The organism is Paucihalobacter sp. (assembly GCF_036825875.1).
In the GTDB taxonomy this organism is placed as follows: Bacteria; Bacteroidota; Bacteroidia; order Flavobacteriales; family Flavobacteriaceae; genus Paucihalobacter.
In genome coordinates this window covers 1-15,959 of sequence record NZ_DAISXK010000027.1, presented here as the reverse complement: position 1 = coordinate 15,959, position 15,959 = coordinate 1, and the positions used below count along the sequence as shown (strand labels likewise).

The following is a 15,959-nucleotide window of genomic DNA, read 5'->3' as shown; positions in this document are numbered from 1 at the left end:
CCCGTTTTTAATAAATACAAGAAATTTTAGTATTGAATTTCTTGACCTTTGTTGCTTCTCCAATTATTTTCAAGGTATTCTGCGTCTTCATCGTTACGAGGACGAACACCTAAAACAATTTGTCCTTCTTCAATGCCAGATTCATATAACTTAGCGCGGGCTTCTGGAATTCCAGAACCTACCAATGCACCAATAACACCACCTGTAATGGCACCTGCACCTGCACCTGCTAAGCCTGCTGCTATAGGACCAGCTATTATAATGCCCAAACCTGGTATTGCCAAACTAGTACCTATGGCTGCTATAACGCCTGCAACTGCACCAACTGAACCGCCGATGGCCGAACCTTTACCTGCACCTTCGGCTGCTTGAGTGCCTATTTCGGTTTCCATGGCATCATCACCAGAAAAGTATTTCTTACGGGTTTGGTCAGACATTACTAAATTAATGTCATCCTTTTTGTACCCTCTTTCTTGTAGTGTGTTGTAAGCATTTTCTGTGCTTTCACGGTCACTAAACATGCCAGTTAATATGCTGCGATCTGTGGCATTATTTTCAGCATTTCGATTGTGATTTTGAGTTTGATTGTCTTTCATCTTAAGGTTTATTTTAACTGTGATTTTTTTCACTAATTATTATTCTGTAAAGGTCAAAAAACTATAACAGATAGATTTACATCATCTTAGAAAGACATTATAGAATTCACATATTAAACATTTAGGTACATTCAATTGAAAAAAACGAGTTAAATCGAATCGAATGCATATAATCTCAACAGCAATTTTACTGTATTATAGACAATAGAATAATGGTTTTGGGTTACGTTTGATTGTAGCTTCTGCTAATTTATTGAGGTGGTTGATGACTGAACTACAATACAATAGGTTTTTAATCGTGCATTTAAATACAGTGCCAAATATCGCATTGTGTTAAAGCGGCTACTGGTCTAAATCTATGCATTATTCGAGTACATAAAAGGCGTTATTTTTACACATTAACGCAGCTAACATGATTGAAATAAAAGAGTTATATGTGAATTGTATAACAATTTGATTAGATTGTACAACGAAATTTAAAATGAAATGGATACATTCGTTTTGTCTACAAATCTACTTTCAACTTTTAGAATCAATGAACATGATAAATCAACAAGACATCAATAGCTTTATTCAAGAACAATACTTACCCGATGCTGAAATCTGCGGCCAAATTATCGATAGTTTAAAAGACTACTGCATACTAACGGTTGACAAAGAATTAAAGATTAACAGCTGGAATTCTGGTGCCGAAAATATTTTCCAGTACACCAAAGAAGAAATTATTGGGAAGCCCTTTGAAATTATATTCACCAAAGAGGATAAAAAAAATGGTATTCCCAAGATAGAAATTGAAAAGGCTCTAAGCGACGGAAAATCAACAGATATTAGATGGCATTTGTGCAAAGATAGCACCACTTTTTATGCTGATGGATTGGTGTTTCCTTTAAATAATAAGGAAGATGAAGTAATGGGTTTTGTAAAGATATTACGTGATATCACTGCCAGAAAGGCTTCGGAGGATGCCATAAAAAAATATGCTAAGGAACTAGAAGATCTAAACAAGCATAAGGAGACGGTACTTGCTATTTTATCACACGATTTGAGAAGTCCCTTGTCGGGCATCATTCAAGGCGCCGAATATTTAAAATTAAATTACTACACTTTAGAACCCGAATTTGTTATAGAGCTGTTAGAAGAATTGCATCAGGCCTCTATTAACGAATTAAATATGCTTGATTATTTGGTAGAATGGGCAAGAATAAAATACGCCGCTGAAGCCTTTGTTCCTGCCAAAATTGATCTAATTGATTATGTGAAAAAAGTTTTCGAATCTTTAAAGGAAACAGCCTCGATAAATGCCGTTAGTTTTCATAATAACATTGAAGAAGATAGCAGTGTATATGCCGATGGAAAAATGTTGATTTCTATTTTGCAAAATATAGTGTCGAATGCTATTAAAAATTCATATGATGGAGGCAAGATTACAATATCTGCTAAAAAATCTAAAAATATGATTGTTGTTGAAATTAAAGATACTGGCAAAGGCATGACAAAAGAAATACAAGATAAACTTTTTACACCCGAAATTATAACGCTTTCTAAATCGGTAGAAGAAAGTAAAGGTGCTGGTATTGGACTCATACTAGTGAAAAGTTTTCTTGAACGAAATGGCGGACACATTTGGGTAGAAAGTGTGGAAGGCAATGGTTCTTCGTTTTATTTCACTTTGCCAATTGATGAACCAATGGAAAAAGAAAAAGTTTTATTGGATGAGGTTAAGAAAACTTAAGGTTTAAAAATATCGGTTTTTTTAATCTACTTCGTAGTTTTCATATCCATAGCCGTAAAAACGCTGTCAACAGGTTCCCATAATTCTATCTTGTTACCTTCTACATCCATAATATGTACAAACTTACCATAGTCAAAAGTTTCAATGTCATCTAAAATAGTGACACCACTGTCTTTTAATTTTTTAACTAAACCTTCTATATTTTGAACGCGGTAATTAATCATGAATTCTTTTTTAGAAGGTGCAAAATAGTCGCTTTCACGCTGAAACGGACTCCATTGAAGGTAGTTAATTTCTTCTGGTTGGTTGGCGTTTCTAAACTCAAAACTCGATCCCCATTGGTTCACTTCTAGTCCTAAATTTTGGGCGTACCATTCCTTCGTTTTTTCTGGATTGTCGGAAAAAAAGAAGATACCGCCAATGCCTGTTACTTTAGGTATTAAGTCACTTGTAGAATTAGAATCGTCTTGTGATGAAGTTTTTTGCGTCATATAGGTTGGCGTTATGTCTTTAAAAGATTAAATTATTATAAATCAGTTGTCTAATTAGTTCAATTTAATCGTATAGATATTTTAAAATTCGTCTTTATTTTAACCTGTGTTTTTCAAACCACTCGAAATTGAATTGATAATACTAAGTAATTTGGTAAGGATTTTTTCTTTTTCTATGCTATTTTCGTCATCTATGCTACGCCAAAGTTTCAGGTATTTAATATGTAGTTTATGTAGCATTACTAATTTGCGATTTCTCCATTCTAAGTTATCGTATTGTCCGTCTCTTCTAACAGTGGCAGGCACCTCAAAAAGTTCTTCAATCATGTTAAAGCCATCCTGATAATCGGTTAAAATCTTCTGCATGAATATTTTACGTTCTTCTTTATGGTCGTCAAGCTCGGCATAAAGCTGCATCATCTCAACATTAGATAATATTAAATTAGTTTCAGTCTGTATCATTAAAAACTTAAAGAAATTCCAGTCCTCAATACAGTGTTTTAAAGCATTAAAAGCTTCAGGTTTTTCTGTTTTCAATTGCTTTAGTGCGGCACCAAGTCCATACCAACCTGTGATGGATATTCTGGATAAATTCCAACTAAAAACCCAAGGAATTGCTCTCAAGTCGTTTAAGGTTCTAGTTCCTGTTCTTCGCGCAGGTCTCGATCCGATTTTGCTTTTTTCTAAAACATCAATGCAGGTTGCTTTGCCATAAAAGTCGATAAATCCAGGTGTTTGAATTAGATCTCGATAATGCTCAAATGATTTTTGAGATAAAAACTCCATGGTTTCTAAAGGATAGCTTACATCGTTTTTGCTGATTTGGCTATTTATAGTTTGCTTGGCAACGCCCGAAGTTAAGGCATTGAGGTTGTAAGTTGCAGTTAGCGGATTGCCAAAAAGCTGGGCAATGGTTTCACCTTGAACGGTTATTTTTATGGTGTTATTGACGGTATGCAAAGGCATACTCTCTAAAAATCGGTGGTACTTACCGCCACCTCTGCTTATTGTGCCGCCAGCACCGTGAAAAAAGTAAACTTCTGTGTGGTGTTTTCTGCCGATTGCGGAGAGTTCTTTTTCTGCTTTATATAAATTCCATTTGCTAGCAATTGTGCCACCATCTTTGTTGCTGTCGCTATAGCCTAGCATAACTTCCTGTTTATTTAAAACCAGCGATGAACGTTGTTTGGTTATAGAATGTTTAAGAAACTTTTCTAATATTTCAGGACCATTGTGCAAATCGTCTATGGTTTCTAACAATGGCACCACCTTAATATTGGTATTTAACAACTGCGTTTCGCGCATTAAAAAATACACGACTAGTAAATCGCTGAGGTTTCTGGTCATGCTCACAATAAACGATCCAATCCCATCCGATCCGTAAAGATTGATGTGATTACGAACTACTCTTAAACAATCTAACACATTGTCGGCTTCATCGCCGTAAGAAACTGTGATGTCTGTTATAAGTGTATGGCCTTCTAAAATTTTATTTAAATAAGTTACACGTTTTTCTTCGTTCCAGTTTTCGAAATCAAAATCTTTCTCTCCATTAGCTTTTAGTATTTGTGATATGGCTTTGTCGTGAAAAGCACTGTTTTGTCTGATATCTAATTTTGCCAAATGAAATCCAAAACAATGTACTGTGCGTTCAATTTGGAACAGTAAATCCTCTGATAAGCCTTTTAAGCCATTATCAACAAGTATGTTCCTCAGTAATTTAAGGTCATCGGCCAGTGCTTTACTGGATCTGTAATGTGTGTTGGTGTCTGTGTTTTTTTCTGAAATTGTGTGCTCCAATTGTACTAAAACCAGACTCACATATTGTCGCCAAGGTTCGTATGGATTTCTTAAAACCGCTTTCTTACCGGCTGATCCCATTGCTTTTGATTTTTTTTCAATGGCTTCGGACAATAAAAACGCAACGGGATTACTGATGGCCGATACCGAAAGTTTCTTGGCTAAAATTAGTAATTGCGATTTGATAAGTGACAATGCATTTTCTCTGTGGAGCAATAATGTCTCTTTTGTGATACTTGGGGTCACAAAAGGATGACCGTCTCGGTCGCCACCAACCCAACTACCAAAATTTATCTTTGGGAAAAAATCCGGATTTTTAACTTTGTCTGGATTTAAACCCATTTCAATCCAGGAGCCTTTTAATTGTTGATCACTTTTTTCTAAAACCGTTGGGAATACTTTGCTTAAATAGTAAAGGGTATTGGCTCTTTCGTCTCTAATACTTGGTTTTTCTAAGTAAATTTCACCAGTTCGCCACCAGCGTTCTAAAAGATTGATGATTTTTTCTCTAAGCGCATTTAGTTCCAATTTGCTAAGAGACAGTATTTCGCGCTCTACTAAAAGCAAATATAATTCCCGATGAATTTCAATTACTGTAACTCTTTTGGCTTCGGTTGGGTGTGCAGTTAGTACTGGAATTACGCAAGTTTGTGAAATGGCATTGAGCATAGCATCTTCTGAAATGCCTTCTTCTTTCCAATTTTTAAATGCCTCTGCCCAAGAGCCGCGAATGGAAGTAATATCTTCTTGATTCTCCATTTTTCTCCGGTATTGGGTGGCACCATTTTCTTCAACCAAAGTCATTAATTGAAAGTAAATACTTAAGGCTTGTATTACTTTATCAATTGAAATTGTATTAGCTTCTATTTCAGAATAATCATTTAAATTGTAATGTATAATAGGAATCAGCTTAGTTTCGCCAATTCGGGTAAGCATCTCCTCGTAACACCCAATAATGTAATGTCTATCGTCTATAATTTTTTGGAATGGACTTTTTTCTTTACTCATAATGTAGGCTCCTTAGTTTTTGTTTAAATACGTACCTACAATAAACAAAAACTTTGCGACTTGTTAAAATAAATCACATTTCATTTATGGCAAAAAAGACATTGGAATTATGTCCTCATTTGTGTATTGGCATGCTTATTTTTTACTTGAGTTTTCTGGACGCCGACTCCAAATAGCCAAATATTGTCCGGTAGACATCTTTCGAGCGGCATATTTTGCCTTATTTGCAATGTCGCCTTCGTATAGCTCGTCGATGGTTTCAAACCAAAGTTGTATCCATCTGCCAAAATGATTTTGGTCTATGGTATAATTGAGGTTTTTATCAACATTCAGGTGTTTTTGTGTTGGACTGCCTTTAAATCTAGCGACACCAAATAAATTGGTCTCCCAAAAATCGGTTAGGGTACTGAGGTGTTCCGGCCATTGATCATCTTTAATATGGCTGTTAAAAATAGGCCCCAATAAGTCATCATGCCTGATTTTTGAATAAAAGGCATTAACTAGGATGCTAATATCGTTTCGATTTTCAATTAATTTCATCAAAAATTAGTCTTCGCGCTCCACAACTTCCTTTAGTCTATCAACGGAATCAAGTTTTGACAAGGTAAGGCGAATACTACTATCGGTTTGTGCCACCAAATCGTGAAGAATTCCTTCTTCGAGAGTAATGATATCACCTGTATTCATCAACATAACTTTACCTTGAACTCCTAATTCGATAGTGCCGTCTAAAAGGTGAATTAATATCGGATAGGGTGCTTTGTGTTCTTTCATAAGTTGTCCTGCTTTCAAAAGTATTCCAATTTCTTTTGAGAATGGCGTTTCTATGATAACTTTTGTTTGAACTTGCTTTGAATCAAATTTAAGACCTTCATTAAATGATTTAATTTTCATAATGACATTTTTTAGTTTAAAATGAATTTTGTTTATCTATGAAAGCTCATAACATATGGCAGCGCATAATTCGCAAGCCTCTGCACAAGCTTGATAACGCTCATTAGTGGATGCGTGCTTTGCACACTCTAAAGAACAGGCGATGCAAATTTCAGAACACAATTCATGAAGTTTCCATCCATATTCTGAGAATCTTGCGTCAAATTTTGCACATAAAGCACATATATCTGCGCAATCCCGACAGAGTCTTGCACATTTCTGATGACCATACTTAATACTTTCTATGTTGCAACGCTCGCAAGCTACTAAACACATCAAACACGCTTCAATACAGCTAGGTGAATTTTTCATTCTGTCTCCATTTAAAATTAATGCTGGTTTTCAACCTAGTAAAGTTGGATAATTTTAATGAACCTAGCATTATGTAATCTCAAGAATGACTTATAGTATTCACATATATTTTTTCATTAAAAATTATCGACTTGATCTATTTAAAATAATGATTAGCCTATAGATTCTCCGACTACTTTTTATATTTCAGCCCATAAAGGGTGAAGCGCTTTTATGTAGATAAAATCTTTGGTCTCTGATTTCACTTCTGTTGCACCACAGTTGGCGCAACTAAAGCATAACAAAACACAAGCTTGATTATGATTTTTTATGTATTCTATATCACATTGTTTACAAAGTTTTGAATCTGTCACGCAAGTGCTATATTTATGTTTTAAATTCTTCATTGTATGCTTATGAACAGAGAAGTGTCTTATATGCCAATAAAGATGAAAACATTTAACGACTCAAGTATTACGAAATTTTGTGTTTGATTTACATAAGTTTTGTTTTGAAGCCGTTAAAAGGAATTAAGAATTATGGCAGTTAATGACTCCTATGTTTGCAAAAAGAAATTATTATTGCTGTTTTGTAGATGGTTTTTATTAGAAGAAGTATTGCAATCGTTTATTCTTAAGCTCCATTGTTGATTCCGGTTAATAAAAAACCATTAAGTGCTCGCCAAGGGCAGCCAAACCTTCATTAATCCAAGCTACCAAGGCGGCATTAACTTGTGGTAATAAAGATATTTCTACAATAAGCATTGCAATAAGGCCAATCCAATAAGCGGGATGAAGGTATTTTTGCGTTACAAAATCGTATAGAATACCAATAATAATAAACACACTGCAGCCAAGCACACCCATTGGCAAGGACCAGGGATTAAAGCCGCTCATAAAAAAGATAAAACGAAACAATCCAGCGCCGAGGCCAATGGCGCTAGCGACAATAATAAATCGTTTATGTGCTTGAAGTCTATTTTTGAGAGCCATATAAATACTAGCTGCGTAAAAGGCTACAAAAAGTACCAGATTAGAAAGTATCAACGGGCCATAAAGCAACCAAATTTCTGGTCCACTTTGGCGCATAGATTCTTCAACGCGAATGGTAAGCACCAGAATGCCAGTTAAAGTCATTATAAGGACTAAAATAACACTCAGTTTTCCCAGTGTCATATGAAGGATTTGCCTTCTTTTTGCAATTAGTATGGCCTGAATAGGAAACAATAAATACCATAGAAAAAAGGACCAGCCATGCAAGTGAAGTACTGTTCCAGCCGGTGGATACGAGCCCTCTATAATTGGTCCGAAATAGGTAAAAGAGAAACCAGCGAAGCCTGTGGCACTAATTAAAATAGCTAAGGCAGGAAAAAAGAAGTGATCTCTTTTGTCGGTGAGTTTTGCATGTTTCATTATGATTAGGTTAGATGTGATTCTGCAAAATAATAACTAAAAAAATCCCAAGCTTCCAGTCTTCTGAAAAGACAACCTATATTCTGAATTTAAGAAACAACCTGTTGGTCAATAGGATAATTGTTTTTAAATTATTCAGAAATCCTTTATATCACAATCAAATATAATTAAAACTTAAAAGAATATTTCAAAGCTTTAAATATTTGTCAAGTAACGAACAGCAAAAATTATTGAATACTAGTTTTGTGAAAGATCTATTTACAAATAAAAGCCCAATAAATTACCAGCTTAAATATGGTTCAATTGTATTCTGGGTACTATTAAATCAGTAATAATAAAAGACAAGTTTTATTATTTACAGTTTCAGTTTGATGGATAAGATATTTTTAAATCCGTCATATAAACTTCAAAAAAATGAGATGCGGCCATCGCATGTGGAAGTAATAAATTATCAATACCCATTTCAGACAGTTCCTCGTAGTCGTTTTGGGTTAAGGCAGTTAAAAACACTTTGCCAGTGTAGTTGTTTAGCTGTAAATCCTTATACAATTGTTTGGTTAGTTCTAGGTCTGGAATTGTGCATATGATAATGTCCGATTCGTGATAAGGTACGTACTCTAATAATTCGGGATCATCAATATCCCCATAGAGAATTGCTCTGTTTTTTTTACGCCAATTATTTATGATACGAGGGTCAAAGTCAATACCAAGATAGCTAATTTCCGTATGTTCATCTAACATTTCTGCAAGTCTATTTCCAAATCTTCCCAAACCGAATATAAGAACATCATATTTTTTTGATACCAAACTTGTATGGTCGTCTTCAGTAAAAACTTTTTTCCTTTCAAAAATGCTTAGTGCAGGTGATAGAAAATTGAAAATTTGATGCGAATATAAAATTAGGTAAGTAGAAAGACCGATTGTAATCAATCCTACCAATGTAATAAGTCCAACTACATCTTTATTTATATGCCCTACGGCTAAACCGAGACCGGCAAAAATAAGTGAGAATTCGCTAATTTGGGCAACGGTAAGTCCTGCTAAAAATGAGGTCCTTTTTCGGTAACCCATACTACCCATGATAATTAACACAATAATTGGGTTTCCGATAAGAACAAAGAACGAAAAATATAAAGCAGGCGTTATTTGGCCACTAATGGCCGATAAATCTAGGTCAGCGCCCAAGCTAACAAAGAAAAACAGTAACAAAAAGTCTCTTAAACTTACCAATCGGCTGCTAATAGTTTCTTTAAAATCGGATGAAGCAAGACTCATGCCTGCAAGAAAAGCACCAACCTCGCCACTAAATCCGATAACCTCGCCAGTTGCGGCTAATGCAACTGCCCATGCCACTGAAAATAGTATCAGTAATTCCTGAGTTTTTGCAAGATACTTGGTTAACTTGGGAAGTATCCATTTCATCGCGATAAATGTAAACCCAATTAAACCGGCACCAGCAACTAAGGTTCTTACAATATCGTCCGTAAGAGATGTTTCGCCACCTTTTTGAATCGCTGAAAGAATAATCATCATGATGATCACCACAATATCTTGTACAATTAAAAAACCTATGGCAATTTGACCGTGAAGCGAATCAATTTCTTTTTTATCGGATAGCAGTTTTACAATAATGATAGTACTCGAAAAAGTTAAGGCTACAGCAATATAGAAACTGTGCAAATTTGAAAAGCCTAGCGCAAGCCCAATAAAGTAGCCGAAAAATGACGTAAATAATACTTGACCCAGTCCAGTTAGAAGCGCAATTTTGCCAACTGATTTTATGATTCTTAAATCAAGTTTTAGACCTACAATAAATAAAAGAACAGAAATACCAATTTCAGCAAGTAAACGAATATTGTCTAACGATTTAACAATATCAAGAACCGCAGGTCCCATCACAACCCCTAGGGCAATAAACATCACTATAAGTGGCTGTTTTAAAGACTTTCCGACAATTCCAAAAATAGCAGCCAAAGCTAAAATAATGGCAAATTCATAAAACGGATGTTCGGCAATTTGTGATAATTCATTCATTTTGATAGTACTATTAAAGGAATATTTCCTGCATGAATAATGTCGTTTATCAAGTATTTTCTAAACAATTCGTCTAGAAAAGATCTGCCGCCTTCTTGAAGAACCAGAAAGTATTGTTTGTTTTGCTCAAGGTGATGTTTTAACGCCATGTTTTTATCAGCACCCTTCAATATCAAAATACTAGTGTTGTAGGCCGCATAGCGCTGTTGTAAATCAAACAAGTACTTATTTGCCAAGTCATCATTATCATCTTCTTGTAAAATGGTTAAAAATTCTACGGCCTTAATTTGATTTTTAAAAGCTGACAGCAAAATTTCTAGTTGAGGCTTATTTAATTCATACTTATGGGTAACAGCGATAATCAGCTTCTTAGGAATTTCAACCAAATGGCGGATTGGCACGGCCACAGTTAACAAAGCTGAATTGTTTATTAAGGTTACCAGTGTACTGCCAAATAAAATACGCTTAATCAAACTGCTTTCTTTAAGTCCACCTATTACCCAATCGAGGTAATTACTAGATTGCATTTCCATAATCAAAGTTCTAACTGGTTTAGGACTCACAATCATAGATGGGCTTCCATGAACTCTTTCTTGGGCCAAAGATGTTAATTTTTCTCTAGCCTCATTTATTTCAACTTCGTGAAATTTATCCTTTTCATTATTTGCTGCTAAAGAAGGAACAAATCCTAAAATTTGGTGAAGAAAAACAACCTTTGCATTGATAATATCGGAAGCTCTAAAAGCAAAATCAACTAAGTTTTCTGTATGTTCAGAAAAGTCAATGAGCACAATTATTCTGTTTCTTTTCTCCATATACAATTCAGTTTTAATTGACTTATTCCCACTTAAATCAAAGTTAAAAGAATTCTAATTCTTAACAAGGTATTTCAATAATACTTTCACATGTCATAACTACACTTACAAAATTATTTCCGTTTTAAAGTCAAATGAGTTGTTGTTTCAAACTCAATTCTTAAAGTTCTTTCATCACCAAATAAACCGTATAAAATGCGTAAAATCCCAATAAAATAGCAGCTTCCCAGCGATCCAATTTTTTTCTGCGACCGGTGAGCATAGCCAACAGAAGAAAAATAGTCCCGCCAATTAAAATGTAGATATCTATATTAAAGTTAGAATTGTAGGTGATAGGATTAATAAAACTACTGATTGACAAGATGAGCAGAATATTAAATATATTAGAACCAATAACATTTCCAATGGCGATATCACTGTTTTTCTTCATGGCAGCTACAACCGAGGTCACCAATTCTGGTAAAGATGTTCCTGCCGCTACAATAGTTAAACCTATTATTTTTTTACTTACGCCTAAACTGTCGGCAATGGCTACACTATTGCTCACCACTAATTGGCCACCGATTATTAAACCCGATAAACCTAAAACAATCAGTCCCCAAATGCTAGCTGTCGATTTTTGTATACTAGTTACTTCAATCACAGGATCATTTTTCATTTGAGTAAAAACGTAGTACAAAAACACAAAGAATAGGATGAATAATATCAAACCATCAATTCTGCTCAAACTGCTTGGTTCGTTAAAGCTGAAATCGTTGATTAAAAACAACAATAAAACAGCCACTAAAAGCGAGATAGGTATTTCCATTTTAGCTGTAGATGATTGCACTGCAATAGGCATGATCAAACCCGCGATTCCTAGTATGATAAATAAGTTGAAGTTATTACTGCCAATCACATTGCCCAGCACCAAATCGGAATGACCATTATACGAACTAATCACATTCACCACCAACTCGGGAGCTGAAGTACCAAAGGCAACTATGGTTAAACCAATGGCCAAATCGGAAACCTTGTATTTTTTAGCCAAAGCCGAAGCGCCGTTAACCATCCAGTTAGCGCTAAAAATCAGGGCGGTAAATCCGACTATTACCAGTAAAATTTGAAGAATCACAGTATTGTTATTTTAATCCAAATGTAAATAATTGACACGGATTTTTTTTTAGAACTGTAAGATATTTCTGGCAGCTTTGATAAATTTTTGAGTTACTCAATTTTTTGAGATATACTATTTGAAAGATTACCGTAAGATTAAATATGCACTTTTTTTAATCGTTTTTTAGAGCCTTACTATTTTTTCTAACGCAAGTCGGACACTCCTGAACATCACCTTCTTTTAACTTAAAACCATCAATATTTTCTTTTAAAAACGCCTGAATCACCATATAACTGTCCTTGTGATTATTGATGTCTATTTGACGGTCTTTAAGTAATTGTCTGATCTTACCATCATACTGCTGGTGTCCCCAACAATTTGGGCAGGTATCTCCTGGAGATGGTTCAGCTTTCTGTTTGTTTTCGTCTTTTAGGTAATTGATGATATTGTCAATAATATCCATATTTATGGTCTTGGATGTGCATTTAATTGATTTACAATATCCGATGTGATTTTATCCTCATACATACCATAACCATTTACCACCAGTCCTTTCAAAGGACTTTTTCTTGATGAAATAGCATAAAGAATCATTGCATCGGCAGGATCGGTATTGCCTTCAAATCTGTAGAACTGGTCAATTTTATAATCATCGGGAGTGAGTACTATGGTGGCCAATTGTGTAACCATTCTAAGACTGTTGTTTAATTGTGAGAAATCAAGCGTATAGCCTAGCTTTTTAAGCTCAAGTATGGCCTCGCTAACCGTGTCATAGCTTTCCTTTTTCATTCTGTTGTATTTATGTGTTATTAATGCATTGTTTTGAAGACGATTGTCAATATTATATGTTGAGTGTAATGGTTCATGAAAAGGACTATATATATTAGTTCATATGGTTTTCAACTATGATAGTTCTTCACATATGGCCGCGCAGTTTTTACAAGCGTCAGCACAAGCTTTACAGCTATAGCGATGGTCGGTATGCTTGTCGCATTCTTCGGCGCAAGCCTTGCAAATTATAGCACATAAGCGATGCAGTTCCCGGCTAAATTCCGAATCTCTGGCATCAAATCTGGCTGTTAAAGCACAAATATCGGCACAGTCACGGCATAGTAAAGCACAGGCAGTGTTGCCATCTTTAATACAATCTGAAGCACATTTTTCGCATGTGGCCACACACATCAGGCAAGCATCAATACAACTTTTTAAATTATTCATACAAATTCTAATTTCAAGGTAACTGTATTTTTTAACAGAATGAAAGATGTAAATTTTTAAAGTGTGAAGTGTTACGTTATGTTGTAAATCAGTTACATCTTTTACAGATTAATGAAGGTAGAAATGTTGATTATTAAGTTTATTTAGAGTTTTTTACACCTTTAATAGTATTGATACTGGTTCCGCCAAGTTTATAACCTTGACTCTCACTATTTACAACTCCAATATTTCAATATATCGCGGTTTTCGGATGGTAATTTGCACACGGCTTTTATAGAGGTTAACCTTGGCAGTATTGGCTATCAGTTGGTTACTGAGGTCTTGTAATGGTGTATCATACTTATGTAAATCTTTGCCCCAAACCATCAGAGTAAAACTATGGTTGGGAAACTTGCCACCCATTCAGTAAAATTTCACAAACTGTTTCCTATTTCGTATATTCTATAATGGTGAGATTGTAAGGGCTGTTAAAAGTGTATTTAATTTTTAAAGTATCATTTTCAATCAGAATTTCTCTTTGGTCGTATTCAACAAATTCATTACTGTCAAATTCGTTTCCAGTAGTGACATCGCGATAGGTATAATTGATATCATAAAAATCGCCATTTCTACTCCAGTTTCCTTGAATGCTTTCCAGTAAATAAACACAATCTCCAAATTCATTATCGTACAATTTAAAAGCGTAAGATTGGTTGGAATTAAAGGTCTGACTGTTTTGCACTTCACAAGCGTCGGACACCTCAATAAAAGTCCCGCTATCTACAATATCAACAACCCTAACCTCATTCCAAACACCTACAATTGGGTCTTGCGAATTATTGTCGTTGTCGTCCGATGAACAGTTGTTGAGATTGATGCCTATTAAAATTACCAGTAGTAAGTGTAGTTTTTTCATGTGTGATTTTGGTTTGATATGCTTGTTTATAATTATATACATGACTGTGTGAGTCATCATTAAGGTATTGATTTTGAATTTTTATTTATTTAAGAAGAAATAACCAACAGACAAGGCAAATACTGAATTTGTTGCGTCCAAATCTTTATATATATGTGTTATACCATGTGAGTAACGAAACTGCACTAAATATTTTTGAGCAATTTTATAGCTAAATCCTAAATTTATTGACAGCTGAATTGCATTGGTTTCTATGTTGGCTGGATTTGGTTCTGAATTGTCATTATTAAAGGCAATGGTTGTTTTATCATTGATTAAGATATCTAACTGCGGTCCAAACTCTACGGCAAAGCCTTTAAAAAAGTAATACTTTCCGCTAATTGGTAAATCAATATAGGAGAGGTCAGCTCTAATTAATCCACCAGGTAAATTTGATGGTGTTTCTCTACCGCCTGTTTTTTGTATGAAAATTAATTCTGGCTGAATTGAAAAGGTATTTGAGAGTTGATATTCTGCTATCACGCCTGCCAATAAACCAAATGCATCAGTATATGAACTTGTTCCGTTAACATTAAACCCAGAATAATTTACGCCAGCTTTAGCGCCGATTTGAAAATCATTTTGTGCATTTATAAATAAACTGAATAGAATTGCGGTGGTAAGAAGAAAATGTCTGAAATTCATAAATGTTGTTTTTCCTTATAATTGGAATGGTAGTTATTTAAGATAATATTCAAATTTAAACAACGATATAAAAATAAAAAAACATTTTATATGAGAAATACCACCGATATCAGGACGCCAAAAAAGATAACAATCGCAACAATCTAAAAGGTAAAATAGTATTAATCCCGATAGCTAACGGGATATTTGGATTTGTGTTTTGTTAAATTATGGTCTTGTACAATGGTTACCGGTGTTGGGCTGCGTTATTATTGACATTCAAAAAATCCCTTAAATTTAAAATATTCCGTTTTTGATTTTGTTCCGTATGCGGACATTAATTCTCCAGGTTTATAAGTCATTTTTATTTTTAGTATAAACTTCCCTTTAAAATCATTGAGATTATGTTCTTCAAATGGATTTTTATTTAATATGAGTTTTATTTTTTTTATTTCATATGTGGTTTCTGAACCATCAACATAATCATACCAAGTATAATAGCTACTTTCTTTAATGTTCAAATTATTGTCAATTTCAATTCTTAAATTAAATCTACTTAAGCCCGAATTATATTTGTTTTCTATTGAAAGAATATTTTCTTCAATAAACTTTATTTCTGCTCTTCCAATTTTAAATGTTTGATTATCATTGTTACATGCATAGTAGTTAGGACGAGCCTGCAACTTATTCTTATTTGTAGTATAAGCTATACCATTTTGAATCTTTACATTCTGTCCAAATAATGTAAATCCAATGAACAATATCAATATTAGAAGTACTTTGTTCATAATGCTGCCCAACGTTTCGTAGCTACCCGAAGGTGGCTATTTCGAAGCACTTCACTGTCAGCCAAGCAGAAACTTTGATTGAAGCATAAATCTTGATTTAACAACTGAACCGCCACTTTTGGGCAGGTGCTTTTATGTGCTGGCTTTTTATTCAATTACCTGTTTTAAAATCTATTAAATATGGTTT

General features: G+C 34.4%; 18 protein-coding genes. 1 reads left to right on the top strand and 17 read right to left on the bottom strand.

Annotated features, from left to right (window positions below):
* Nucleotides 1-26 precede the first annotated feature (26 nt).
* Nucleotides 27-596, bottom strand: coding sequence for a hypothetical protein (locus V7Z48_RS09040; protein ID WP_334113088.1), 570 nt, complete (start codon nt 594-596; stop codon nt 27-29).
* 541 nt (nt 597-1,137) lie between these two features.
* Between V7Z48_RS09040 and V7Z48_RS09035 the strand changes: the two genes are divergently transcribed.
* Nucleotides 1,138-2,328 carry a PAS domain-containing sensor histidine kinase gene (locus tag V7Z48_RS09035; protein WP_334113087.1) on the top strand — a complete coding sequence of 397 codons (1,191 nt, stop codon included), beginning with the start codon at nt 1,138-1,140 and terminating at the stop codon, nt 2,326-2,328.
* A 26-nt stretch (nt 2,329-2,354) separates the two neighbouring features.
* On the opposite strand, the gene V7Z48_RS09030 is transcribed toward V7Z48_RS09035, so the two are convergent.
* The 16 genes from V7Z48_RS09030 to V7Z48_RS08955 form a co-directional block, all read right to left on the bottom strand.
* Nucleotides 2,355-2,819 carry a VOC family protein gene (locus V7Z48_RS09030; RefSeq protein WP_334113086.1) on the bottom strand — a complete coding sequence of 155 codons (465 nt, stop codon included), beginning with the start codon at nt 2,817-2,819 and terminating at the stop codon, nt 2,355-2,357.
* A gap of 99 nt (nt 2,820-2,918) precedes the next feature.
* Nucleotides 2,919-5,627, bottom strand: coding sequence for a phosphoenolpyruvate carboxylase (locus V7Z48_RS09025; RefSeq protein WP_334113085.1), 2,709 nt, complete (start codon nt 5,625-5,627; stop codon nt 2,919-2,921).
* A gap of 135 nt (nt 5,628-5,762) precedes the next feature.
* On the bottom strand, nt 5,763-6,167 hold the full coding sequence (locus V7Z48_RS09020; protein ID WP_334113084.1) for a group III truncated hemoglobin: 405 nt from the start codon (nt 6,165-6,167) through the stop codon (nt 5,763-5,765).
* A 6-nt stretch (nt 6,168-6,173) separates the two neighbouring features.
* On the bottom strand, nt 6,174-6,521 hold the full coding sequence (locus V7Z48_RS09015; RefSeq protein WP_334113083.1) for a cupin domain-containing protein: 348 nt from the start codon (nt 6,519-6,521) through the stop codon (nt 6,174-6,176).
* A 986-nt stretch (nt 6,522-7,507) separates the two neighbouring features.
* Nucleotides 7,508-8,263, bottom strand: coding sequence for a hypothetical protein (locus V7Z48_RS09010; protein ID WP_334113082.1), 756 nt, complete (start codon nt 8,261-8,263; stop codon nt 7,508-7,510).
* A gap of 363 nt (nt 8,264-8,626) precedes the next feature.
* Nucleotides 8,627-10,297 (bottom strand): cation:proton antiporter, encoded by a 1,671-nt coding sequence (locus V7Z48_RS09005; protein WP_334113081.1) that lies wholly within the window; start codon nt 10,295-10,297, stop codon nt 8,627-8,629.
* A complete protein-coding gene (locus tag V7Z48_RS09000; protein WP_334113080.1) occupies nt 10,294-11,112 on the bottom strand; it encodes a universal stress protein in 819 nt (272 codons plus the stop codon). The genes V7Z48_RS09005 and V7Z48_RS09000 overlap by 4 nt, the downstream gene beginning before the upstream one ends.
* A 160-nt stretch (nt 11,113-11,272) precedes the next feature.
* Nucleotides 11,273-12,226 (bottom strand): calcium/sodium antiporter, encoded by a 954-nt coding sequence (locus V7Z48_RS08995; protein ID WP_334113079.1) that lies wholly within the window; start codon nt 12,224-12,226, stop codon nt 11,273-11,275.
* A gap of 154 nt (nt 12,227-12,380) precedes the next feature.
* Nucleotides 12,381-12,671 (bottom strand): hypothetical protein, encoded by a 291-nt coding sequence (locus V7Z48_RS08990; RefSeq protein WP_334113078.1) that lies wholly within the window; start codon nt 12,669-12,671, stop codon nt 12,381-12,383.
* Between the two features lie 2 nt (nt 12,672-12,673).
* Complete coding sequence (locus V7Z48_RS08985; protein WP_334113077.1) at nt 12,674-12,997, bottom strand: phosphoribosylpyrophosphate synthetase; 324 nt, start codon at nt 12,995-12,997, stop codon at nt 12,674-12,676.
* Nucleotides 12,998-13,111: 114 nt separating this feature from the next.
* The gene (locus V7Z48_RS08980; RefSeq protein WP_334113076.1) at nt 13,112-13,426 is read right to left on the bottom strand and encodes a four-helix bundle copper-binding protein; all 315 of its coding nucleotides are present in this window, start codon (nt 13,424-13,426) and stop codon (nt 13,112-13,114) included.
* Between the two features lie 213 nt (nt 13,427-13,639).
* Entirely contained in the window at nt 13,640-13,828 is a 189-nt protein-coding gene (locus tag V7Z48_RS08975) for a hypothetical protein (protein WP_334113075.1), read from the bottom strand.
* A 25-nt stretch (nt 13,829-13,853) separates the two neighbouring features.
* The gene (locus V7Z48_RS08970; protein WP_334113074.1) at nt 13,854-14,321 is read right to left on the bottom strand and encodes a lipocalin family protein; all 468 of its coding nucleotides are present in this window, start codon (nt 14,319-14,321) and stop codon (nt 13,854-13,856) included.
* A gap of 81 nt (nt 14,322-14,402) precedes the next feature.
* Nucleotides 14,403-15,005, bottom strand: coding sequence for a porin family protein (locus V7Z48_RS08965; RefSeq protein ID WP_334113073.1), 603 nt, complete (start codon nt 15,003-15,005; stop codon nt 14,403-14,405).
* A 248-nt stretch (nt 15,006-15,253) separates the two neighbouring features.
* Complete coding sequence (locus tag V7Z48_RS08960) at nt 15,254-15,772, bottom strand: hypothetical protein (RefSeq protein ID WP_334113072.1); 519 nt, start codon at nt 15,770-15,772, stop codon at nt 15,254-15,256.
* A complete protein-coding gene (locus V7Z48_RS08955) occupies nt 15,769-15,927 on the bottom strand; it encodes a hypothetical protein (RefSeq protein WP_334113071.1) in 159 nt (52 codons plus the stop codon). Before V7Z48_RS08955 ends, V7Z48_RS08960 begins: the two co-directional genes overlap by 4 nt.
* Nucleotides 15,928-15,959: the final 32 nt, after the last annotated feature.

Bases quoted from the DNA above. Each gene is read 5' to 3' on its own strand.
- V7Z48_RS08970 (WP_334113074.1), bottom strand. From the start codon at position 14,321: ATGAAAAAACTACACTTACTACTGGTAATTTTAATAGGCATCAATCTC.
- V7Z48_RS09015 (WP_334113083.1), bottom strand. From the start codon at position 6,521: ATGAAAATTAAATCATTTAATGAAGGTCTTAAATTTGATTCAAAGCAA.
- V7Z48_RS09025 (WP_334113085.1), bottom strand. From the start codon at position 5,627: ATGAGTAAAGAAAAAAGTCCATTCCAAAAAATTATAGACGATAGACAT.
- V7Z48_RS08980 (WP_334113076.1), bottom strand. From the start codon at position 13,426: ATGAATAATTTAAAAAGTTGTATTGATGCTTGCCTGATGTGTGTGGCC.
- V7Z48_RS08960 (WP_334113072.1), bottom strand. From the start codon at position 15,772: ATGAACAAAGTACTTCTAATATTGATATTGTTCATTGGATTTACATTA.
- V7Z48_RS09040 (WP_334113088.1), bottom strand. From the start codon at position 596: ATGAAAGACAATCAAACTCAAAATCACAATCGAAATGCTGAAAATAAT.
- V7Z48_RS09005 (WP_334113081.1), bottom strand. From the start codon at position 10,297: ATGAATGAATTATCACAAATTGCCGAACATCCGTTTTATGAATTTGCC.
- V7Z48_RS09000 (WP_334113080.1), bottom strand. From the start codon at position 11,112: ATGGAGAAAAGAAACAGAATAATTGTGCTCATTGACTTTTCTGAACAT.
- V7Z48_RS09035 (WP_334113087.1), top strand. From the start codon at position 1,138: ATGATAAATCAACAAGACATCAATAGCTTTATTCAAGAACAATACTTA.
- V7Z48_RS09010 (WP_334113082.1), bottom strand. From the start codon at position 8,263: ATGAAACATGCAAAACTCACCGACAAAAGAGATCACTTCTTTTTTCCT.
- V7Z48_RS08990 (WP_334113078.1), bottom strand. From the start codon at position 12,671: ATGGATATTATTGACAATATCATCAATTACCTAAAAGACGAAAACAAA.
- V7Z48_RS09020 (WP_334113084.1), bottom strand. From the start codon at position 6,167: ATGAAATTAATTGAAAATCGAAACGATATTAGCATCCTAGTTAATGCC.
- V7Z48_RS09030 (WP_334113086.1), bottom strand. From the start codon at position 2,819: ATGACGCAAAAAACTTCATCACAAGACGATTCTAATTCTACAAGTGAC.
- V7Z48_RS08985 (WP_334113077.1), bottom strand. From the start codon at position 12,997: ATGAAAAAGGAAAGCTATGACACGGTTAGCGAGGCCATACTTGAGCTT.
- V7Z48_RS08965 (WP_334113073.1), bottom strand. From the start codon at position 15,005: ATGAATTTCAGACATTTTCTTCTTACCACCGCAATTCTATTCAGTTTA.
- V7Z48_RS08975 (WP_334113075.1), bottom strand. From the start codon at position 13,828: ATGGGTGGCAAGTTTCCCAACCATAGTTTTACTCTGATGGTTTGGGGC.